The 21,595-nt window shown below is 65.4% G+C and carries 16 protein-coding genes; 11 read left to right on the top strand and 5 right to left on the bottom strand.

What is annotated here, in order from left to right:
* Positions 1–30: 30 nt before the first annotated feature.
* Positions 31–1,239, bottom strand: coding sequence for an ROK family transcriptional regulator (locus tag AC06G6_RS01440; RefSeq protein WP_479825669.1), 1,209 nt, complete (start codon positions 1,237–1,239; stop codon positions 31–33).
* 721 nt (positions 1,240–1,960) lie between these two features.
* Here AC06G6_RS01440 and AC06G6_RS01435 point away from each other — a divergent pair.
* The 7 genes from AC06G6_RS01435 to AC06G6_RS01405 all read left to right on the top strand — a co-directional run bounded on the left by AC06G6_RS01435 (position 1,961) and on the right by AC06G6_RS01405 (position 11,530).
* Positions 1,961–3,178, top strand: coding sequence for an inositol-3-phosphate synthase (locus AC06G6_RS01435; RefSeq protein WP_479825667.1), 1,218 nt, complete (start codon positions 1,961–1,963; stop codon positions 3,176–3,178).
* A gap of 5 nt (positions 3,179–3,183) precedes the next feature.
* On the top strand, positions 3,184–4,050 hold the full coding sequence (locus tag AC06G6_RS01430) for an SCO3242 family prenyltransferase (protein WP_479828812.1): 867 nt from the start codon (positions 3,184–3,186) through the stop codon (positions 4,048–4,050).
* The gene (locus AC06G6_RS01425; RefSeq protein WP_479825665.1) at positions 4,047–5,540 is read left to right on the top strand and encodes an EboA domain-containing protein; all 1,494 of its coding nucleotides are present in this window, start codon (positions 4,047–4,049) and stop codon (positions 5,538–5,540) included. The genes AC06G6_RS01430 and AC06G6_RS01425 overlap by 4 nt, the downstream gene beginning before the upstream one ends.
* A 51-nt stretch (positions 5,541–5,591) precedes the next feature.
* On the top strand, positions 5,592–6,470 hold the full coding sequence (locus AC06G6_RS01420) for a TatD family hydrolase (protein ID WP_479825663.1): 879 nt from the start codon (positions 5,592–5,594) through the stop codon (positions 6,468–6,470).
* Positions 6,470–7,603, top strand: coding sequence for a metabolite traffic protein EboE (gene eboE, locus AC06G6_RS01415; protein WP_479825661.1), 1,134 nt, complete (start codon positions 6,470–6,472; stop codon positions 7,601–7,603). The genes AC06G6_RS01420 and eboE overlap by 1 nt, the downstream gene beginning before the upstream one ends.
* A 38-nt stretch (positions 7,604–7,641) precedes the next feature.
* On the top strand, positions 7,642–9,042 hold the full coding sequence (locus AC06G6_RS01410) for an alkaline phosphatase family protein (RefSeq protein WP_479825659.1): 1,401 nt from the start codon (positions 7,642–7,644) through the stop codon (positions 9,040–9,042).
* A gap of 367 nt (positions 9,043–9,409) precedes the next feature.
* Entirely contained in the window at positions 9,410–11,530 is a 2,121-nt protein-coding gene (locus AC06G6_RS01405) for a PQQ-dependent sugar dehydrogenase (protein ID WP_479825658.1), read from the top strand.
* A gap of 124 nt (positions 11,531–11,654) precedes the next feature.
* On the opposite strand, the gene AC06G6_RS01400 is transcribed toward AC06G6_RS01405, so the two are convergent.
* The 4 genes from AC06G6_RS01400 to AC06G6_RS01385 form a co-directional block, all read right to left on the bottom strand.
* Positions 11,655–12,926, bottom strand: a complete 1,272-nt coding sequence (locus tag AC06G6_RS01400; RefSeq protein ID WP_479825656.1) for an ROK family transcriptional regulator — start codon at positions 12,924–12,926, stop codon at positions 11,655–11,657.
* A 202-nt stretch (positions 12,927–13,128) separates the two neighbouring features.
* On the bottom strand, positions 13,129–14,211 hold the full coding sequence (locus AC06G6_RS01395) for a polyprenyl synthetase family protein (protein WP_479825654.1): 1,083 nt from the start codon (positions 14,209–14,211) through the stop codon (positions 13,129–13,131).
* 73 nt (positions 14,212–14,284) lie between these two features.
* Positions 14,285–15,337: an ABC transporter permease gene (locus tag AC06G6_RS01390; RefSeq protein ID WP_479825652.1), complete on the bottom strand. Its 1,053-nt coding sequence runs from the start codon at positions 15,335–15,337 to the stop codon at positions 14,285–14,287.
* Positions 15,334–16,854, bottom strand: coding sequence for a sugar ABC transporter ATP-binding protein (locus tag AC06G6_RS01385; protein WP_479825650.1), 1,521 nt, complete (start codon positions 16,852–16,854; stop codon positions 15,334–15,336). Before AC06G6_RS01385 ends, AC06G6_RS01390 begins: the two co-directional genes overlap by 4 nt.
* Positions 16,855–17,008: 154 nt before the next feature.
* On the opposite strand from AC06G6_RS01385, the gene AC06G6_RS01380 reads away from it, so the two are divergent.
* The 4 genes from AC06G6_RS01380 to AC06G6_RS01365 all read left to right on the top strand — a co-directional run bounded on the left by AC06G6_RS01380 (position 17,009) and on the right by AC06G6_RS01365 (position 21,524).
* A complete protein-coding gene (locus AC06G6_RS01380) occupies positions 17,009–18,052 on the top strand; it encodes a substrate-binding domain-containing protein (protein ID WP_479825648.1) in 1,044 nt (347 codons plus the stop codon).
* 91 nt (positions 18,053–18,143) lie between these two features.
* Entirely contained in the window at positions 18,144–19,292 is a 1,149-nt protein-coding gene (locus tag AC06G6_RS01375; protein WP_479825646.1) for a Gfo/Idh/MocA family protein, read from the top strand.
* Between the two features lie 427 nt (positions 19,293–19,719).
* Complete coding sequence (locus tag AC06G6_RS01370; RefSeq protein WP_479825644.1) at positions 19,720–20,028, top strand: SHOCT domain-containing protein; 309 nt, start codon at positions 19,720–19,722, stop codon at positions 20,026–20,028.
* Positions 20,028–21,524 carry a multicopper oxidase family protein gene (locus AC06G6_RS01365; RefSeq protein ID WP_479825642.1) on the top strand — a complete coding sequence of 499 codons (1,497 nt, stop codon included), beginning with the start codon at positions 20,028–20,030 and terminating at the stop codon, positions 21,522–21,524. The genes AC06G6_RS01370 and AC06G6_RS01365 overlap by 1 nt, the downstream gene beginning before the upstream one ends.
* The last annotated feature ends 71 nt before the right edge of the window (positions 21,525–21,595 follow it).

The raw sequence follows: 21,595 nt of genomic DNA, 5'->3' as shown, positions 1-21,595 counted from the left end.
TCGGCGGAAAGTTAGGAGAAGTTCGCTTGCCTATCCGGCCGTGGAGCCGGAGAGGCCCAAAACCATGGCGTCAATGCGCTGGGGCGACATGGCATGGTGGATGGCCAGCATGCTGGCGCCGAGGACGCCGGCGTCGATGCCCGAACTGGATTGGACGATCTGGAGATGCTGGGTCGCCAGCGGAATGGTGCGCGAGTAAACCACCTCGCGGATGCCTGCGATGAAATGCTCGCCCGTCATGGCCATGGAGCCGCCAATGACGATGACGGACGGGTTGATCAGACTCACGCAGGCAGAGAGAACCTCGCCGACGTCCCTGCCGGCCTGCCGCACCGCGTGGACGGCTTCCGTGCTGCCGGCGCTGACCAGCCGCACGACGTCTTCACTGGTGTTGGCCTCCAGGCCGAGCGCGCGCAATTTTGACGCGACGGCCGGCCCCGACGCGACGGCTTCGAGGCAGTCCTTGTTCCCGCAGTGGCAGGGAACGCCCGCCCCGCTGTGCACCCTGATGTGTCCGATATCCCCGGCAACCCCGTCCGCGCCCCGCTGCAGCATTCCGCTGGAGACAATGCCCGAGCCAATGCCGGTGGCGACTTTCACGAAAATCAGATTGTCTACGTTGGGCCAGGCAACATTCCGCTCCCCCAGCGCCATGATGTTCACGTCGTTGTCCACGAGGACCGGAACGTGGAAGTGGACCTGCAGGTGGCCAGGAACGTCGAAACCGTTCCAGCCAGGCATGATCGGGGGATTGATGGGCCTGCCGGTCCTGTGCTCCACCGGCCCCGGCAGGCCAACGCCGACGGCCAGGAGGTCCGTCATTGCCCGCCCGGAGTCTTGGAGCAGTTCGGTACCCAGTTCAACCACGGCCTGGAGTACGACGTCGGGACCCTGGGTCACTTCGATGGTGCGCTCAGCCTCGCGCAGGCGGTGACCGGTGAGGTCAGTTACGGCCACCCGCAGGTGCGATGCCCCGATATCCACACCGAGGACAACTTTGCTGCCGGCCTTTAACGCAATGCGCGAGGACGGGCGCCCGCCGGTCGAGACGGCATCGTCCACGAAGCCGACCAGCCCCAGTTCCATGAGCGCCTCGATACGTAGCGTGATGGTGGAACGGGCCAGGCCCATCTGCTCCGCCAACTCGGTCCGCGTACGCGGCCGTCCGTCCCTCAGGATCTGAAACAGCTCGCTCGCTCCGGACGCAGCTAAGCCGTTGAAGCTACTTATGTCACTCATCGACTAATTACACCACACCTTTCGACAAAACGGGCGCCCGAAAAGCTGCACCGCCCTCCCCCGACGGGCGCGGGCTTTCGCGGGAATGGTGGTGGCTTGTGGTGCGGAACGAGAGACGCAGGGGGCGCGGAGACCGCGCACCAGAGCCGCGCAAGAATCCATATAACCTCGCACAATTTCGCCCTAACTATGCATCAATCCGGCGCTTATATATCGACAGAGACAGCACATTCATTGTTTGTCGTCATTAGTCATGTTAGGTTCTTTGTGATCGGCGCCTCATCCCACACCCCCGCTTCCCGGGGCGTGACGGACCGGCTCGGTCAGATGCAGCATCACTTCAAGGAGGAAGATTTGATCAGGCACATCCAGCCCAGGCAGCGCCCCCGCATAGCGGGTGGCTGCGCGCAGAACTGCGGCAGTTGCCTCACTGGCCGGTCCGCCTGCCGCGGCTCCCGCCTCCGCCAGCGCCACGCGGCATCCAATTGCCCAGGCGAAAGCCTTCCAGCCAGCAAGGTCCGCGGCTGCCCAGCTACCGGAACCGGACGGATGAGTCAGGCAGCCCCGGCGCCTGCCGCGCGGGATGAGCCCGACGCCGTCCTCCACTCCTACTGACGCGTGAGCTCTCCGATCGGCTCCACGGAGCCCGCCCGGACAGGCTTGCACCACCGCACCGCGAAAGGACATCACATTGGTTACATCAGCTGAAGGGACACCGGGCGTGACGAACGCAGAACCGAACCCCCACGCCTACGGCAAGACGGGCATCTGGCTCATCGGCGCGCGCGGGTCCGTGGCCACTACAGCCGCGGTGGGCCTGGCCGCCATCTCCGCCGGCCTTGCGAACCCCACCGGATGCGTCACGGAGCAGGAGCCCTTCGGCGAGGTCGGGCTTCCCGACTTCGCGGACCTTGTCGTGGGCGGCCATGACATCAGCGACGTCTGCATGTCGAAGCGTGCCGAGGCACTCGTTGAATCGGGGATGCTTCCGCCACACCTGTTGGAATCAGTCCGCCCCCAGCTGGTGGCCACCGACCGCCGCGTGCGGCCCGGCTACGATACCGCGCAGAAATCGGAGTCGCAGGCGGAGGTGGCGCGCCGGCTCGCCCAGGACATCTCGGATTTCAAGCACTCCAACGGCCTGACCCGCGTCATTGTTCTCGATGTCGCTTCCACCGAACCGCCGGTTGACACGATTCCTGAGTTCACGGACGCGGACCTGCTGCTGGCCGCACTGGAGGACCCAGCACGCTCGGTGCTGCCGCCCAGCTCCGTCAGCGCCTACGCCGCCGTCCTGGCCGGTTCTCCGTACGTGTGTTTCACACCCTCCACCGCTCTGAACGTGCCTGCACTGGGCGAATTGGCCGCCCGGCACCATGTTCCAACCGCCGGTCAGGACGGCAAGACGGGCCAGACCTGGCTGCGGTCCGTGCTGGCCCCGGCCTTTGCCGCACGCGGGCTCCGTGTCCTGTCCTGGGCCGGAACAAACCTTCTCGGCGGCGGTGACGGGGCCACACTTGCTGACCCGCGGGCCGTTTCGGGGAAGCTGCAGTCCAAGAACCGCGGGCTTCAGGAGCTGACTAAAGGTGCGGTCACGCCGCTGCACATTGACAACGTCCAGGACCTCGGCGAAACGAAGGTGGCCTGGGACCACATTAACGTTGAAGGCTTCCTCGGCTCCCGCCTCACTCTGCAGACCACCTGGAGCGCCTACGACTCCATGCTGGCCGCCCCCATGGTGCTTGACCTCTCGCGGCTGATGGCCCTGGCCCACGCCGCCGGAGAAGAAGGACATGTCGCCGCACTCGGATTCTTCTTCAAGGATCCCTGGGGCAGCGATGAACACTCCTTCGCCAACCAGACCCACAACCTCGTGGAATGGGCACAGGCGGCAAGCGCCAGACTGGCGACTACTGCCGGGAGCCTCGATCAGCAGTGAGCCGCATGAACGACTACCTCGAACTGGTCCGCGCGCCTGCCGTCCTTACCGTCCTCGGCGATACGCTCGCGGGCGGGTCCGCCGCCGGGCACACACTCAGCGGCCGCCGGATCGTTCTCCCGCTTGCGAGTGCCTGCCTCTACGCCGGCGGCATGGCTCTGAATGACTACGCCGACCGCGGGACCGATTCACGCGATCGCCCGGAACGGCCGATCCCGTCGGGGAGGATCAGCGCCGACAACGCCCTCACCGCGGCAGCAGCCCTCACCGTGGCGGGGCTCGGCCTCAGCGCCGCCGGTGGAGGCCGGCGGGCGTTCGCAGTGGGACTCCCGCTCGCCGCCGCAATCTGGACCTATGACCTGCTGGCCAAACACCAGGCGGTGTCCGGCGCGCTCACCATGGGTACCTGCCGGGCCCTCGACGTCCTCATGGGCGCCGGCTCCGGGCACCTACGCCCCGCGCTCGGCGCTGCGGGCATCATGGGCGTTCACACGGCGGCTGTCACCCTGCTTTCCCGCGGTGAAGTCGAAGGGACGACGACGGCGACCGCATCCGGCGTCGCCGCCTGCACCGGCCTGCTTGCCGGTGCCGTGCTGGCCGGTTCTGCGGGATCCCGCAACCAGGGCCTTGCTGTGCTCGCCGCGACCGTCGCCTATACGGCCCGGTGCGCCCCGGCCCAGGTGCGCGCCGCCCGCAGCCCTGTGGCGAGGAACGCACTTGAGGCCACCAAGGCCGGCATCCGAGCGATGGTCCCCCTGCAGGCAGCACTCACACTCCGCCAGGGAAACGTGGCCGCCGCCGGAGTGCTTGCGTCGGTGGATCTCCTCGGCAAGATCCTGCGGTCCCGGACATTGAGGATAAGCGAGTCATGACAGTCACCACATCCGCATCAGCATCCCTGATGCCGTTCAGCCTGGGATACGGCACCAACGGTTTCGCCGACCATCCCCTTCCCGTCGTGCTCGAACTTCTTGCTGAGCAGGGGTACGACGCTGTGGCACTGACCCTGGGCCATCCGCACCTGGATCCCTTTGCTGAGGACCTCGACGCGCAACTGCAGTCACTGCGAAGCCGGCTCGATGAGCTGGGGCTTCGCGTCGTCATAGAAACGGGCACCCGGTTCCTGCTCGACCCGCGTCACAAGCACCGACCGGCGCTGGTGGACGAAGAGGCCGCTGCCCGGGTCACCTTCCTGCGCCGGGCCGTCGACATCGCAGCGACCTTGCAGGCAGAATGCGTCTCATTCTTCTCCGGCGTGCTTCCGGCGGACACCACGCCCGAAACGGGATGGCAGCGGCTTACCTCCCGGGTCGCGGACATCGTTGAGTATGCCCGCGGCAAGAACGTCCTTGTTGCCATCGAACCTGAACCGGGCATGCTGGTGGAGACGGTCTCCGATGTGCTGCGACTCCGCGCAGAACTGGGCGATCCGGCCAATCTGCGGGTAACCGTGGATATCGGCCACTGTGTAGTGGTCGAGCCGGCCGGTGTGCGGGGGGCCCTCCTGCAGGCAGGTCCGCTGCTGGCCAACGTCCAGCTGGACGACATGCGCCCACATCTCCACGAGCACCTGCCGTTCGGCGAAGGCACCGTCGATCTGCCCCTCGCACTCGCGACCCTGGCCGAACTGGGATACCGCGGTGTCGCCGCCGTAGAGCTGCCGCGGCACTCCCATGACGCTCCGGGGCTGGCGGCGCGCAGTATTGATGCGCTCCGCGCTGGCTGGGAGGAATCAGGAACTATGAGGGAATCTGAACGCTGGCTGCGGGAGGGCACGGCGGCGGTCGTTGCCGACCCCGGCACCCTTAACAAAATCTTCGCCACCGCGGGCCGCCGTGTGGGACGCAGCCCTCTTCGTCCGGACGCCGATCCCACCGGTGTTCTGTTCGGGACCGCCAGCGACAATGCCCGGGGCCAGCTGATCGGCCGGCTTGGGGAGCTTCTCCCACCGGATGACCTGGCTGAAGCCCTGCTGACCCTCTACAACGGCGGTGACTCAGCGGAACGCCGGGGCGTGCTGAAGGGACTAGGAGCGTTGGCCACAAGCTCACCGAATCTTGCGGTCGCCGTCGTCACCGCAGGACTGCGCCTGACAACGGAGGCCCTGAGAACCAGCGAGAGCGGCATTGTTGCGGCCGCCGTCGGTCCCTTCGCGGCCGCCTATCTCGACCAGCACAACTGGCGCCATGCCGTGCTGAAGCTGGTTTTCATGGGCATCAGCGTCAGCGCCGTCACCGATCTCCGGGAAAGGGCGGACGACGAGCTCGCCAGGATGGCAGGCGATTTCGCCGCGGAACGCAGCGCCGCAGGGCGCTCGATCCCGGATGATGTCCACCTGCTCCTGCGGTCCTCATCCAGCTAATCCACCCCGTCTTAAACAGCTATTCCTCCCCGTCTTAGAAGGAACCCAGCCATGCGCATTTTCGATCCCCACATCCACATGACAAGCCGCACTACCAATGACTACGAGGCCCTTTACGCCAGCGGAGTCCGCGCCCTCGTGGAACCCGCGTTCTGGTCGGGCCAGCCCCGCACCAACGTTGGCTCCTTCATCGACTACTTCGACTCCCTGCTGGGCTGGGAGCGGTTCCGCGCCGCCCAATTCGGCATCAGGCATCATGCCACGATCGCCCTCAACCCCAAGGAGGCGAACGACCCCCGGTGCGTTCCCGTTCTGGATGAGATCCCCCGATACCTGGTTAAGGAGGGGGTGGTGGCCATCGGCGAGATCGGGTACGACTCGATAACCCCCGCCGAGGACGAGGCGTTCAGCCGCCAGCTGGAACTCGCGCGCGAGTATTCACTGCCGGCGATGGTGCACACCCCGCACCGGGAGAAGCTCACCGGCACCCGGAGGACGCTCGATGTCGTCCGCGAGTCCGGTGTCGCACCCGGCATGGTCGTTGTTGACCACCTCAATGAGACGAATGTCGAGATGGTGAAGGACGCCGGAGCATGGATGGGCTTCTCCATCTACCCGGACACCAAAATGGACGAGCAGCGCATGGTCGCTATCCTCCGCAGCTACGGAACCGAACGGGTGCTGGTCAACTCCGCGGCGGACTGGGGTAGGTCGGACCCGCTTAAAACCCTCAGCACCGCCAACGCAATGCTCGCGGCCGGCTTCACCACCGACGACGTCGACAAGGTGCTCTGGCGCAATCCGGTGGAGTTCTACGGCCAGAGCGGCCAGCTGATCCTCGATCCGATCCCCGGGTTCGATGCGGCTGAACCGCCGGACGCGGCAGCGGGGTTCGAGGGCAACTCAGTCCTGCGGGGGGCCCGGGTCTGATGCTTCTTTCCTATTGCACCAACGTCCACCCGGCTGAGGATTTCGACGGCGTGATCCGGCAGCTCCGCGACTACGCCGGCCCGATCCGCCGCACGGCGGGCCGGGACATCCTCGGCGTCGGGCTGTGGCTCCCCGCCGGACTGGCCCGTCAACTGGCCGGCAGTGCGGAGGACCGCGCCCTCCTCCGCGAGGTCCTCGACGCTGAAGGGCTGCAGCTGCACACCATCAACGCCTTTCCCTACGGCGGCTTCCACAACGAGGTCGTTAAGCTCGACGTCTACAAGCCGACGTGGGCCGAGCGTGAGCGACTGGAGTACACGCTGGACTGTGCGGAGGTGCTGGCGGCCTTTCTCCCCGAGGGCACAGCCGGCTCGATCTCGACCCTCCCCCTGGCCTGGCGGGAGCCATGGACACAGGACGACGATGACGACGCCACCTCCGCGTTTGCCGAGCTGAGCTTCCGCCTGCGGGACCTTCGGGAGCGTACGGGAAAGACCGTCCGCGTCGCCGTCGAACCAGAACCGGGATGCGTGCTCGATACGGTCGCCGATGTCGTCGGCTGGCTGGGAGCTCGCATTGAACGCGGTGTCGATCCAGAGTTCGTGGGCTTGTGCGTGGACACCTGCCACCTCGCTGTCTCGTTCGCGGACCCGGCCGCCGCTGTCAAAGAGATTGACGCAGCAGGCCTGCGGATAGTGAAGGTACAGGCGTCAGCGGCCCTGCATGTAACGGACCCGTCCGACCCGGAAGCCCGGGAGGCCCTGGCGGGGTTTGTTGAACCGCGATATCTGCACCAGGTACGGGAGTCGCAACCGGACGATATTGTTCCAGCCGACGATCTCGCCGAAGCCCTCAGTGACCTGCCGCGCGAAGGGCCCTGGCGGGTCCATTTCCACATCCCGCTCCATCACGTGCCCGCGGCCCCGCTGGAGACCACCGTGGACGTGCTGCAGCGGACCGTCGCCGAAGTTGGCCGGCTGCCGTACGCGTCTGAGGTCCACCTCGACATCGAGACCTATACCTGGAGCGTGCTGCCCGGCGCGTCCGTGGGAATCACCGAGGGGATAGCCGCGGAGATCGGGTGGGCGGAGTCGAACCTGCTCGCCGCCGCATCCGCTTCCCAGAACCCGTAACGCCGCGCGCCACTGACAACCCTAAGCAAGGAAGAACCGTGAAACCAGTACTGCTCCTGAATGTCGTTGGTCTGACCGCCAAGGCCCTGAGCCAGATGCCTCGCCTGACGCGGCTTGCCGCGCAGGGATGGTCCTCGGAACTAGCGACGGTACTGCCGGCGGTGACCTGCACTGTTCAGTCGACGATGCTGACGGGCCTGGCGCCGGCGCAGCACGGAATCGTGGGGAACGGCTGGTACTTCCGGGAACTCGGCGAAGTTTTCCTGTGGCGCCAGCACAACGGGCTGGTCAGCGGCGAGAACATCTGGGAGACCGCGCGCCGTCAGCATCCCGGGTACCGCGCAGGAAACATCTGTTGGTGGTACGCCATGGGGATGTCCACTGACCTGACGGTGACGCCCCGGCCGGTCTACCACGCGGACGGCCGCAAGTCGCCCGATGCCTACATTCGACCGGCGGAACTGCACGATGAACTGGTGGGCCAGTACGGTGACTTCCCGCTCTTCCAATACTGGGGTCCGACGGCGGCCATCCGGTCGAGCGAATGGATCGTCAACTCCACCAGGCATGTCATGCGAAACCAGGCGCCGAATCTGCTGATGGCCTACCTCCCGCACCTGGACTACGACCTCCAGCGGTTTGGACCCGACTCGCCGCAGGCCGCCCGAGCGGCTGCCGACCTCGACCGCGCGCTGGGGCCGCTGCTGGATGAGGCCGAGACGCTGGGTTACGCGGTCATTGCGGTGGCCGAGTACGGGATCGAAGAAGCCCGCAAACCGGTGGATATCAACCGCGTCCTGCGGAGGGAGGGCCTGTTGGAGGTCTACGTGCAGGACGGCAGGGAGCAACTCGATCCGTGGACCTCCCGGGCATTTGCCGTAGCTGACCACCAGGTTGCCCATGTGTACGTCTCCGACCCGTCGGACGTGGAGCGGGTTGCCGCGATCCTTCGCGAGACCGACGGAGTGGACGAGGTCTTCGCCCGGGAAGCGCAGGGACGCTACGGGCTCGATCACCAAAGATCCGGGGAGCTCGTTGTTGTAGCGGAGCCGGGCGCCTGGTTCACTTACTACTTCTGGCTCGACGACGACCGGGCACCTGAGTACGCCCGCGGCGTGGACATCCATCGAAAACCGGGCTATGACCCCGCGGAGCTCTTCTTCAACCCGGCAGACAAGCTCGCGAAAGCAAAAGCAGGACTCAACCTGGTCAAAAAGAAGGTGGGCTTGCGGTACGCCATGAGCACCGTGCCCCTCGACCCGACGCATGTGCGCGGCACCCATGGACGGCTTCCTGATTCGCCGAACGGCACGCCGCTGATTATTGGTTCGGAGGACCGGATCCCCTCCTCGGTGGAGGCCCTCCTGAACAGCGGCCGACAGGTGCCGGCCGCTGCGGTGAAGGAACTTGTGCTGCAGACCCAGGGGATCAGCGGCTAGGGCGGTTTCCGTCGGTTAAATCGGCCCCTGAGGTCCGCCGCAGATCCCAACTACTGGGAACGGCTCGCGTTTCTCTGTTCACTTTTGCGCCTAAAACAACAAACTAGAGTGGAGAGAATTTCCCTTGTTTTTCGGTTTGCACAATAACTGTGTCACTAATCAGGAAAAATAAGCGGACTTTGTTTTCTGAAACCACTAGCTAATTCGGAACCCGTCTACTAGCGTTCAAGGGACCCAGGTCCGGCTGGTCCGGGGGTCCTCAATGACGAGAAGAAAGTGAACGATGACATTCAATCGACACGGGATAGCGAAAGCTTCCGGGCATCCAACCGATGCCGCCGGCCTTTTCAAAAGGCGATCATCTCAAGTGGGTGCCGGCCTGGCGATGGCAGCCCTGATGGCAACCTCCTTCGCCATCGCACCGGCTCAGGCCCAGCCGGGCGGCGGCGCCACTCCCGAAGCAGCGCCGTCCGATGCCAACTTCCAGAAAGTGACCCTCAACGACGGCCCGGGCGAGCCCGTGGACCTGGCAGTACTCCCCAACAATGATGTTCTGCACACCACCCGCGGCGGCGAAGTCTGGCGGAATGACGCAAAGACCGGCCTCAACACCTTGGCCGCAACACTGGACGTCTACCAGCACGACGAGGAGGGCCTTCAGAGCATTGCGCTTGACCCGAAGTTCGGGACCAAGGGCAACAACTGGGTCTACCTCTACTATTCACCGCCGCAGAACACCCCCGTGGATGATCCCGCAACCACCGGCGTCAACGAGGGCGACGCGCCCTACAGCGGCACGGCTGCCGACTTCGAGGCGTTCAAGGGATCCCTCGTGCTGTCGCGTTTCCAGTTCGACGGTCAGACCATCGACCTCGCCAGCGAGCAGGAGATCATCGAAGTACCTGTGGACCGCGGGATCTGCTGCCACGTCGGCGGCGACATCCTCTTCGACGCTGAGGGCGATTTGTACCTCTCCACCGGTGACGACACCAACCCGTTCCAGTCCGGCGGCTTCACCCCGCTGGATGAGCGCCCCACCAGCAATCCCGCGCTCGATGCGCAGCGGACCTCTGCAAACACCAACGACCTCCGCGGCAAGGTCCTGCGCATCACGCCCAGCGCCGGCGGCGGTTACACCGTCCCCGCAGGCAACCTGTTCCAGCCCGGCACTCCCCAGACCCGGCCTGAGATCTACGTGATGGGCTTGCGCAACCCCTTCCGCATCGAACTCAGCCAGCGCACCGGCGATCTCTATATCGCCGACTACTCGCCCGACGCGCGTGCCGCCAACCCCCTCCGCGGCCCTGCGGGCACCGGCAAGTGGGCAGTAGTCAACGAGCCTTCCAACTACGGCTGGCCCTATTGCGCCACCGCAGAGCTGCCGTACGTGGACTATGACTTCGCCACCGGGATCTCCGGTGAAGCATTCAACTGCGCTGCTCCCGTGAACGATTCGCCGAACAACACCGGTCTCCGCGAGCTGCCCCCGGTAGCCCAGCCGGAGGTCTGGTACTCCTACGGCGCATCGGCCGAGTTCCCGGAGCTGGAAACCGGCGGAATCGGCCCCATGGCCGGCCCTGCCTATGAGTTCGACGAGCGGGCAACCAAGGGCCAGGCCCCTGTTGCCTGGCCGTCCCACTACGACGGCATGTCCTTCTTCTACGAGTGGACCCGCGACTACATCAAGGGCATGTCCCTGGAGAACGGCGAACTCGCCTCGATCGAGAACGTCGTGGACTCCCTCGTGGTCGATAACCCCATTGACATGGAGTTCGGTCCCAACGGCGCTCTCTACGTTCTTGAATACGGCGACGGCTACTTCGGGGAAAATCCTGACGCGCAGCTGTCCCGGATCGACTACATCGGCGCAAACGGCAACCACAGCCCCGTGGCTGTAGCCTCCGGTACGCCGACCGCGGGCGCATCACCGCTGACCGTGCAGTTCTCCAGCGAAGGCACCTCCGACGCCGACGGCGACAAGCTCCGCTACGAGTGGGACTTCAACGCCGACGGCGTCGTGGACTCCGAGGAAGCAAACAGCACCTGGACCTACGAGGAAAACGGAACCTACACGGCGAGCCTGAAGGTCACGGATCTGGGCGGCAAGCACCGCGGACGCCACTCCTCCGCCGAGGTGGCTATCGAGGTGGGTAACCAGGCACCGGTCATTGAGTTCATCAGCCCCGATTCAGGCCAGGAATTCAGCTTCGGCGACACCGTCAGCTACGAAGTCCGGGTCACCGATGACCAGCCGGTTGACTGTTCGTTGGTTGAGGTGACCTACGTCCTCGGCCACCACACGCACGGACACCCGCAGACCACCGCCTCGGGCTGTTCCGGCACCATCACCACTACCGTCCCCGAAGGCCACGACCCCGCCGTCGATGACCTCTCGGCGGTCTTCAGCGCAAGCTACACCGACGCCGGCGACGCCTCCTCGGCGCCGCTGACCGGAACCGCTGAGGTAGTTCTTATGGCGACCAACTGACGCTCCCCGAGTACCGGTGATTCACTCTGAAGGCCACCGGCCATGACAAAGAAGCGGACCCTGTCCCAGCCAAGGCTGGGGCGGGGTCCGCTTCTCTGTTGGTTGAAAGTTGGCCGGGGAAAAGTTACCCGGCCGGAAACGGCGGGCCGGTGGGGTCGTCATGCGGGCGCAGGAAACCGGCCGGATCCCGGATGAGGGGTTCGAACGCGAGTTCCGCGGCACCGACCAGGATGGGATCTTCGCCGAGGGGGGCCAGTTCAATGGCTACGCTCTGCCGGGGACCGCGCATTCCGGGAGTGCGCAGCGCCTCGCTGAGGACGCCCGGTGCGGCCCGGACGAGGATGCGCAGGAAGCCGCCCAACACAATCAGCGACGGATTTAGCAGGTTGACCACACTCTTCAGCCCGATCGCCAGCAGCTGGACCTGCCGGTCGACGACCGCCCGCAACTCCTGGGACCCTGACTCGTCCTGCAGCATCTCCAGGACGGCTTCTTCGAGGTTGTCCGTTTGACCGGCCGGGAGTCCGACCGCAGCGATCAGCTCTTCCCGAGTGATCTCGGCTTCGAGGCAGCCGAAGGATCCGCATGTGCATTCCGCGCCGCCCGAGCGCACGTGGGTGTGCCCCAGCTGCCCGGCGAATCCGGTGGCACCGCGTATGAGGCGGCCTCCGCTGATGACTCCTCCGCCGATGCCGCTCGCTCCCCCGTAGAGGTAGACCAGGTCCGAAACGTCGCGGCCCGCACCGAATGTCGCCTGCGCACGCGCGCCCGCAACGGCGTCGTTTGCTGCGATCACCGGAAGGTTCAGGGCATCGCCGAGGAGCGTGGCGAGCGGCTGGTCGCGCCAGCCAAGATGCGGCGCTTCGATCACGGTGCCGTCCACGGGATCCACCAGCCCCGGTATGGCGAGGCCCACGCCGATGATCCGGTGCCGGGCGGGTAACGAGGTGCGCATCCCCGTGTAGATCGCCGTCACTATGTTCACGACTTCGGCTACCGACGGCGCACGGACGGTGTGGAAGCGGACAGGGTTCACAATGTGCCCGCCCAGAGAGACAAGCGCGACGCTGACGACGTCGATATCCGGGTTGACCGACAGGGCCAGCGCGGCGGGACTCGGCTCAATCATGATGCTGGGGCGACCGTGCTGCTGTGCCTGGTCGAGGTCGCTCTCCAGGACGAGGCCGAGCTGGACGAGTTCCCCCACGAGCGCGGCGATCGTTGATCGGTTAAGTCCGGTGGCACGGGTGAGCTGTGCGCGGGAGACGCCGTCCATGGAGTGCACCAGGCCCAGCACGGTGGAAAGGTTGTGCTGCCGGGTGGAATCGCGGTTGTTGCCAAGGTTGGTGCCGGCGACCGTGCGCCGGATGCGTTCATCGTGCGATGCGGTTGTCATCTCGCAGCAACTTGTCCGGCTGCGCCTCCGGCAGACCGACCTGGTGCTGCACGGCGGAGGGAGAGCACAACGATCAGCACCGACGTCTTCCCTTCCACCCCGGTTCAGGTCCTTCCTGACAGATCGCCTCGGCGCCGGATTTGTCCTTTCATGATAACGGCACAACTGCGGTACCTGCGAGGTGGGAACGGCCAGGGTGCGGCTACTGCGGGCTCACGCCGGAAATGACGGAAAACAGCATGCGTTCAAGGCTTTTGTGCACGGCACCGGGCACTCCGTCGGACTGCAGGTGCATCACTGCGAGGTTGGCATTTTCGGTGGCCAGCCTGATGGCATAGTCCTTTGCACCGCAGCTCACCAGCACAGACCGAACGTGCTCGGCGTCCGCGGCAGTCATGTCCTGGGACCCGATGAGTGACGCGATCTTGCTCCATTCCGGCCGTGTGGCTGCGTAGGAGAGCAGGGCCGTCCGCTTGCCTTCCCTGAGGTCCCCCCAACTGGTTTTCCCGGTTCGGCTTTCCTTGCCGAAGACGCCCAGCACGTCGTCGGCGATCTGATACGCGATTCCGGCGTAACGTCCGAAGGCGGTCAACGCGGCCACGACCGGTTCTGGTGCCGTCGCCAGCACAGCGCCTGCCTGGAGCGGCGCCTCGAACGAGTAGACCGAAGTTTTTTGGTGTGCCGTCTTGGTGATGTCTTCGAGTGAGGGCATCACCGGGGTCCGGCTGAACTCGATGTCGAGGATCTCGCCGCCGACGGAGGAGAAGATGGCGTCATCGAGAATGCCGTGCAGCCGCTGCCGCACGGCTTCCGGCGCCTCAATGGCCCTCAGCAGGCGGTAGGCGCTGGACAGAGCCAGATCCCCGGCAAGAAGCCCTGTCGAGACTCCGGCGTGGTCAGCCGCTGCGGGGGTCAACCCGGCGCCCAGGGCCCGGCTTCGGTAGTGACCGGAGACATTGGGGATGCCGCGCCGGACGAAATCGCGGTCAATGACGTCGTCGTGGATGATGAGCCCGCTATGCAGGAGCTCGTACGAGGCGGCGAGCTCCGCGGCGCTGGAGAAATCGGTGCCGCCAAGCTCGCGGTAGGCCAGCATGACCAACCGCGGGCGGGAGCGCTTCCCGCCCGCGGTTGCTCTTTCAAGTGCTTCCCAGAGGCTGAGATAAGCCGCATTGACGGAAACGGCGCGCAGCTTTGCGTCCACGAAGAATCGCTGGAGCGCATCCTCGACCAATTCGAGGTCACCTTTGCCGTGCACCGCGGAGTCCATTTTCAGTAAGTTCACTGCCCTGCCCTCCGGTTCCTCGTCCTGGTTCCCGGTATGGCCCGGGAGCCCCTTACGCCGTCCTCCGGCGCAGCTAGCTTTTCCCTCTGCGCGGACCGCGTGCGGCGAAGCGCTGCTGCAGAAGAACCGCAACGACGATGATCAGGCCCTTGGCGAGTGCCTGCACGGAAGTGTCCAGGTTGTTTTGGGTAAAGACGTTGGTCAGGGTGCTGAAGATCAGCACCCCCAGGACGGTGCCCATGATCGTGCCGCGCCCACCGATGAGCAGCGTCCCGCCGACAACGACGGCGGCGATTGCATCCAGCTCATAGAGCAGGCCGTGGGTCGAGGTTCCTGCGGTGGTGCGGCCGAGCATCATCACGCCGGCGATACCTGCCGCGAGCCCGGCGAGGATGTACAGGTAGACGAGGTGGCGCTTCACCTTGATCCCGGCCAGCCGGGATGCTTCGAGGTTTCCGCCGATGGCGATCGTCCGGCGACCGAACGTGGTGCGGTTGAGGAGGAACCAGCCGGCCACGGCCACAATGACGAAAATCCAGATCAGGATGGGGATGCCGAGCACCTCAGCGCGCATGACTTGCAGGAAGTCACGGTTGGTTACAATCTGGGTGCGGCGGCCCGAAATGAGTTCGGCCAGACCGCGCGCGCCGACCAGCACGGCCAGGGTGGCAATGAAGGCCACCACGTTGCCGTAGGCGATCACGAGTCCGTTGATCAGGCCCGCGCCGACGCCGACGGCCAGCGACACGAGAACAATGAGGAGCCACGAGGACTGCGTTGCGGCCAGCTGCACGCTGGCCAGACTCGCAACAACCGTGGTCAGGCCCATGACCGAACCAACGGAGAGGTCGATGCCGCCCGCGGTGATGACAAACGTGACGCCGATGCTGATCACACCAATAATGGACGCGTACCGCAGGATGGTCAGGATGTTTTCGAGGTTGAGGAACCGGTCACCGCTGGTGGCGGCACCGACCACGAAAAGCAGCGCGAGAGCGATGACCAGCCCCAGGCTGCGGCCCGCGGGGCCCCTCAGGAAGTTCTGCAGAGGGTTGGCCTGGGGGGTGCTGTGGCCGTCCGGCGCGATGATACGCGGTTCGGCCACCTTGGTGTTCTGCTCGCTCACGCGGCACTTCCCTTCATGACGAGGTCGAGCACTCCGTGCTCGTCTATGTCGCTTGCTTTGGTATGGGTGAGGACCTTGCCGTCGTCGATGACGAGGACGGTGTCGGCGAGGCCCAGAACTTCCTCGATTTCGCTCGAAACGACGATGATCGCCGTCCCGGCGGCGGCGAGTTTATGAATGAGCGTGTAGATCTCGGCACGGGCGCCGACGTCAACGCCGCGGGTGGGTTCGTCCAGCAGCAGCACCGGAGTTCCGTGCACCAGCCAGCGGGCAAGAAGAATTTTCTGCTGGTTTCCGCCGGACAGCGTCCGTGCTGGCCGGTCCGGATCAGCCGGGCGCAACTCCAACGCGGCGATCTGCTCACGAGCTGCATCCCGCTCGGCGCGCTCGTTCAAGAATCCCGCTCGGGCGAAGCGTTCGAAGGTCGAGAGGGTGATGTTCTTGAACAGCGGCTCGTCCAGGATTAGCCCCTGGCTTTTCCGTTCCTCTGGCGAAAGACCGATTCCGGCGTTGACGGCCGAGGTGACCGATCCCGGCCGGAGGGTCTTGCCGTTCACTGAAACGCTGCCCGCCGATGCCTTGCGCGCGCCGTAAATGGTCTCGAGGATCTCGGAGCGCTTCGATCCCACCAACCCGGCGAAACCGAGGATCTCCCCGGCCCGCACGGTGAGGCTGACCTTGTCGAAGTGCCCGAAAAGCTCCAGGCCTTCCACGTTAAGTACTACCGGGGCGTCAGCAGGAATGGGACGCCTGGCGGGGAAGACGTTGTCAACATCCCTGCCTGTCATGAGCCGGATCAGTTCCGCCTTCGGTGTATCCGTGACGCTGAGGCCGTTCGCCGTGCTGCGGCCGTCCTTGATCACCGAGATGCGGTCGCCGATCTGCCGGATTTCCTCGAGGCGGTGGGAGATGTAGACCACGGCGATTCCCTGGGCGGTGAGTTCGCGAACCACGCGGAACAGGTTGGCGACCTCTCCGGAGTCGAGGATGGCACTCGGTTCATCCATGATGATCAGCTTGGTATCCCGGGAGAGGGCTCGCGCCATGCTCACGATCTGCTTGTTGGCGGCTGAGAGCGTGCCTACTTCCGTGGACGGCGAAAGGCTGCCGTGTCCGAGCCGCTTCAGGAGGGTACGCGCAATGGCATTGGCCTTTTTGACGTGCAGCACCCCTCCGCTCGCCTTTTCATGCCCAAGGAAGATGTTCTCGGCGACGGATAGGCCGTCGACGACGTCGAGCTCCTGATACATGGTGGCGATACCGAGGTCGAGCGCTGCCGTGGGACCGGGGAGCGTGATCTGCTTCCCCTCCCAGTGGATTTCTCCGCTATCAGGCTGATGGACGCCCGAGAGTGTCTTGATAAGGGTGGATTTGCCGGCTCCGTTCTGACCCATAACGCAGTGAACTTCTCCCGGAAGGACCTGCAGATCGACGCCTTTTAGCGCCTGAACGCCAGCAAAATGCTTGGTTAGTCCCCGGACTTCGAGCAACGGCCGTGTCTGATCTTCTTCGAACATGCGACGAACCTAACACATTATGTCGACGATGAATATAAAGTCGTCGATTTCCTTTAACCTTCTGTTACTGTGATAGCAGTCACGCAAAGTAGCGGGCATGAAAAGAGCATGCTGCACCAGGCGAAGACGCATATAACTCACTGAGGAGATACACATGCTTGCAGTTCGCACGGGCCGGAAGATGCTCGTCACCACCGGCGCCCTTCTTGCTGTCGGCGCCCTTGTTACCGGGTGCACGGCAGGGACGGGCCAGACCAACACCCAGCCGACCAACGCATCCGTTGAAGGGAACCAGGCCAGCGGCGACACCGTCGTCATCGGCTTCTCCGGCCCCGCGGCAGACCACGGCTGGCTGGGCGCGATCAACTCCGCAGCTGTTGCCGAGGCGAAGAAGTACGGGGACATTGACCTGCGGGTGGCTGAGGGGACCAACGACGCGAACCTTCAGATCAGCCAGGTAGAGCAGTTCATCAACGACCGCGTAGATGCCATCGTGCTGTTGCCGACCGACGGCGCCGCCCTTACCCCGGTTGCCATCCAGGCGATGGAAGCCGGCATCCCCGTCATCAACGTCGACCGGGAATTCTCGAGTCCCTTTGCGGCTCGCACCACAATCTTGGGCGATAACTACGGAATGGGCGTCAGCGCCGGCACCTACGTCTGCGGGGAGCTCGCCAACAACAAAGATGCAGTCGTCGCCGAGATCGCCGGCATCGACTCCTTGCCCCTGACCCAGGAACGCAGCCGGGGCTTCGCGGACGCGCTGGAATCCTGCGGCCTTAACGTGGACAACCGCGTGGCGGCCGACTTCACCGTCCAGGGCGGCGAAGCGGCGACATCCCAGCTGTTGTCAGCAGCCCCGAAGATCGACGCCCTCTGGAACCACGATGACGATCAGGGCATCGGGGTCCTGGCTGCGATCGACAACGCAAGCCGCAAAGAGTTCTTCATGGTTGGAGGCGCCGGCTCGGCCAACGCAATGCGGGCGATCCAGTCCGGCGAGGGCGTCCTGAAAGCCACGGTCATCTACCCTTCCACCCAGGCTGCAGACGGCATCCGTCTGGCTCGCTTGATCGCCCAGAACAAGGCCATGAGCGATCTCGTGGAAGTGGAAGTCCCGAAGCGCGTCGTTCTGAATGCGCCGGTTGTCGACGGCAAGAACGTTGAGAAGTACCTGCCGACGGGCTTCGAATCGTAGGACCGTTAGAGCGGGGCGCCCTGCCGCCGGCAGGGCGCCCCGCCTCGATCCAACTGCTTTTGCAATCACCGCCGCCGGATAAAGAGGACACATGCTGAACGCCGTACCACCCCTGAGGGTTGCCCTGATTGGCCACGGATTTATGGGGGCCGCCCATTCGCAGGGATGGCGGGTTGCGCCGCGATTCTATGACCTGCCAGCCCAGCCGGAAATGACACTGCTTGTGGGACGCAATGCACGCGGTGTGGAGGCAGCGGCGAGGAAATGGGGTTGGGAACAGACCGAGACCGACTGGCGGGCCGCCATCGCCCGTGACGACATTGACGTGATAGACATTGTGACTCCCGGCGGCTCTCATGCCGAGATCGCAATCGCTGCGCTTGAGGCGGGCAAGCACGTACTGTGCGAGAAGCCCCTCGCAAACACCCTTGAAGAAGCTGAAGCAATGAATGCCGCCGCGGACCGCGCCGGCAAGGACGTCTTCGCCATGGTCGGCTTCACCTACCGCCGCGTTCCCGCTGCAGCCTTCGCGAGGGACCTGGTCCAGTCCGGTGCGATCGGCGAAGTTCGCCAGGTGCGTGCCGCGTACCTGCAGGACTGGCTGGTCGACGCTGAGGCCCCGCTGACGTGGCGCCTGCAGAAAGACCAGGCCGGTTCCGGGGCACTCGGAGACCTCGGCGCACACGCGGTCGATCTCTCCCAGTTCATCACAGGCCAGAAGATCACCGGCGTCAGCGGCATCCTGAACACATTCGTCCACGAACGCCCGCTGCCCGGCCGCGCATCAGAGCGCGGCAACGTCAGCGTGGATGATCTCGCCCTGTTCAGCGGCCGTTTCGACGGCGGCGCGGTTGGTTCGTTCGAAGCCACCCGGATGTCCACCGGCCGCAAAAACGCGCTGCGTATTGAAGTGGCCGGCTCCGCCGGCGCCATCTCCTTCGACCTGGAGAACATGAACTCCCTGGGCTTTTACGATGCCACGGCACCCGACACACGCCAGGGATTCACCAACATCATGGTCACCGAACCCGCTCACCCCTACTTGTCCGCCTGGTGGCCTGCGGGACACGCATTGGGCTACGAGCACGCCTTCGCCCACCAGGTTAAGGACTTCGTCGAAGCCATCGCCGAGGGCCGTCGCCCGGAGCCGTCCTTCGCCGACGGACTGCAGGTGCAAAAGGTACTTCAGGGTGTGGAACGCAGTGCGCAAGCCGACAGCATCTGGACTAAGACCATCTAAGGCAGGCCCCGGGCCTGCGCCAGCGAAGGATTAGGCATGCCCACCCCACCTTCTCAGCACAGCTCTATACAGTCCGCGAGGCCTTCGAGGCCTTCGAGGCCGAGCTGGAGGAGGTACTGGCCGGAAGGCTGGATCCCGCGTCCGCGCAAAGCGGTGGCCCCTCAGCCCTGCGTCCAACTCCCCGAAGCCTCCGGACAGCCAGCGGCTGTGCTGCGCGCGTTTTATAGCGCTCTCGCCACTTTTTGACCCGCGGGCTTGTCGTTTCAGTAGTCAGAGGCAGTCAGCAAGCTTCACGGCGGTCGGTGCGAGCCTCGACGTGGGCCGCCGGCAATTGGGAGACATGCCCTAGGACCCTAGCCCGCCCCCGGTGCCCGGCGGAAAATGGGGGCAGCGGGGCAGGAACGGTCACGGGCGAAGGGATCAGGCCATGATGGGTTACTACGGCAACGGCTTCGGCTGGATGTGGCTCTGGGGTCTGCTGTTGCTGGTCGGGATCGCGGTGCTGGTGCTGCTCGCCGTCCGCCTCTTCACCGGCGGAACCAGCCGCAGCGGTCCGGCACACTACGGACCATACGGCGCCCCGCCCTACGGCCAGCCGGGGGGTCCCCCGGGCGGCCCCGGCTTCCCGGGCGGCAAGAGCCAGGCGCGCCTGATCCTCGATGAACGCTTCGCACGGGGCGAGCTCACCGCGGAACAGTACCGCGAGAATCTGAAAGTACTCGGCGAGGAGCCGTAATGCGGCCGATCAGCCGCCGCGACGCCCTGATTGTGGGCGGGCTGGGCACGGCGGCCACCGTGGCGGGCGCCGCCGGACTCTGGTGGTCCCTGACTTCCGCGCAGGAGCCGCCCGGCGGCGGTGTCGGCGGCGGCGCAGCCCCCGTGCAGGGTGCCGAGCTGCGCGGTCCGGCCGAACTCCGCAGCACGGACGGCCGGCTGGAGCTCACGCTCGGCGCCGCCCCCGGACGGGTGGAACTCGGCGGCCGCCAGGCCCGTGCCCTCTGCTACAACGGCACCGTCCCGGGCCCCACGCTGCGTCTGAGGCCGGGTGATGAGCTCAAGGTCAGGCTGGAGAACGGCTTCAATGAACCGACGAACCTGCACGTCCACGGCCTCCATGTGTCCCCGCAGGCAGACGGGGACAATGTGTTCAGGGCGGTCCTGCCCGGACAGGGCTTTGACTACCGCTACCGGCTGCCGCCGGACCACCCGCCGGGTGTGTACTGGTACCACCCGCATCACCACGGCATGGTCGCAGACCAGATCTTCGCCGGGCTCTTCGGGGCGATCATCGTCGAAGACCCCGAGGCCATCCCGGTGAGCACGGAGCGGGTGCTGCTGGTCTCGGACACCACCCTGGACAGCGCCGGGAACATCGCGGCCGTGTCCCCGATGGAGCGCATGGCGGGACGGGAGGGTGAGCTGCTCCTGCTCAACGGGCAGAGCAACCCGCTGCTCACGGCCCAGCCGGGCGCCCGGGAGCGGTGGCGGATCATCAACACCTGCGTGGCCCGCTATCTCCGGTTCCGGCTCGACGGCCAGCAGCTGCAGCTGCTCGGCATGGACTCGGGCCGGTCCCCCGAACCCGAAACCGTCGACGAACTCCTACTGGCACCGGGCAACCGGGCAGACCTGCTGGTGACCGCCACCGCCGGCGAAGCCGTGTTGCAGGCCCTCCCCTATGACCGCGGTGCCATGCCCGGGATGATGGGGCAGGGGCCGTTCCCGGTCAGCGGGGCGGGCGCCTTGGCGACCTTCCGGGTCAGCGGCGCCTCCGCAAGCCCGCCCGGCACCGTCACGTCCCGGCCTGCCCAGGAGGACCTGAGGACTGCCGCCGTCGCCGCGCGCCGGCAGGTGGTTCTGTCGATGGGCGCGGGACAGGGAATGCGGGGCGGCGGGATGGCCGGCATGATGCGTTTCACCATCAACGGCCGTGAATACAGCGACGCCCGCACGGACACGACTGTCGCGGCCGGAACCGTGGAGGAATGGACGCTGGTCAACACAAGCCCAATGGACCACCCCTTCCATCTGCACGTGTGGCCGATGCAGCTCATCAACGACAACGGCCGGGCGGCCGGTCCCGTGGTGATGCGGGACGTGGTCAACGTGCGCGCAAACGGCCGCGCCACTGTCAGGATCGCGTTCCGCGACTTCAGCGGCCGCTCGGTGTACCACTGCCACATCCTGGACCACGAGGACCTGGGCATGATGGGCGTGATCGAAGTCCGCTGAGCCGGGAAAACCTCTTGTCACGCATACCCCCCAGGGGTATGGTTTAGCTGAATTCGAATTCGCGAGGAACC

The organism is Arthrobacter sp. CJL-S3, from assembly GCF_056711635.1.
The sequence above is the reverse complement of the archived record's forward strand: the minus strand, read 5'-3'. Positions and strand labels throughout refer to the sequence as shown.

Coding starts and splice junctions, on each gene's coding strand:
- AC06G6_RS01440 (WP_479825669.1), bottom strand. CDS start 1,239: ATGAGTGACATAAGTAGCTTCAACGGCTTAGCTGCGTCCGGAGCGAGC.
- AC06G6_RS01430 (WP_479828812.1), top strand. CDS start 3,184: ATGAACGACTACCTCGAACTGGTCCGCGCGCCTGCCGTCCTTACCGTC.
- AC06G6_RS01425 (WP_479825665.1), top strand. CDS start 4,047: ATGACAGTCACCACATCCGCATCAGCATCCCTGATGCCGTTCAGCCTG.
- AC06G6_RS01420 (WP_479825663.1), top strand. CDS start 5,592: ATGCGCATTTTCGATCCCCACATCCACATGACAAGCCGCACTACCAAT.
- eboE (WP_479825661.1), top strand. CDS start 6,470: ATGCTTCTTTCCTATTGCACCAACGTCCACCCGGCTGAGGATTTCGAC.
- AC06G6_RS01400 (WP_479825656.1), bottom strand. CDS start 12,926: ATGACAACCGCATCGCACGATGAACGCATCCGGCGCACGGTCGCCGGC.
- AC06G6_RS01385 (WP_479825650.1), bottom strand. CDS start 16,854: ATGTTCGAAGAAGATCAGACACGGCCGTTGCTCGAAGTCCGGGGACTA.
- AC06G6_RS01380 (WP_479825648.1), top strand. CDS start 17,009: ATGCTTGCAGTTCGCACGGGCCGGAAGATGCTCGTCACCACCGGCGCC.
- AC06G6_RS01375 (WP_479825646.1), top strand. CDS start 18,144: ATGCTGAACGCCGTACCACCCCTGAGGGTTGCCCTGATTGGCCACGGA.
- AC06G6_RS01370 (WP_479825644.1), top strand. CDS start 19,720: ATGATGGGTTACTACGGCAACGGCTTCGGCTGGATGTGGCTCTGGGGT.
- AC06G6_RS01365 (WP_479825642.1), top strand. CDS start 20,028: ATGCGGCCGATCAGCCGCCGCGACGCCCTGATTGTGGGCGGGCTGGGC.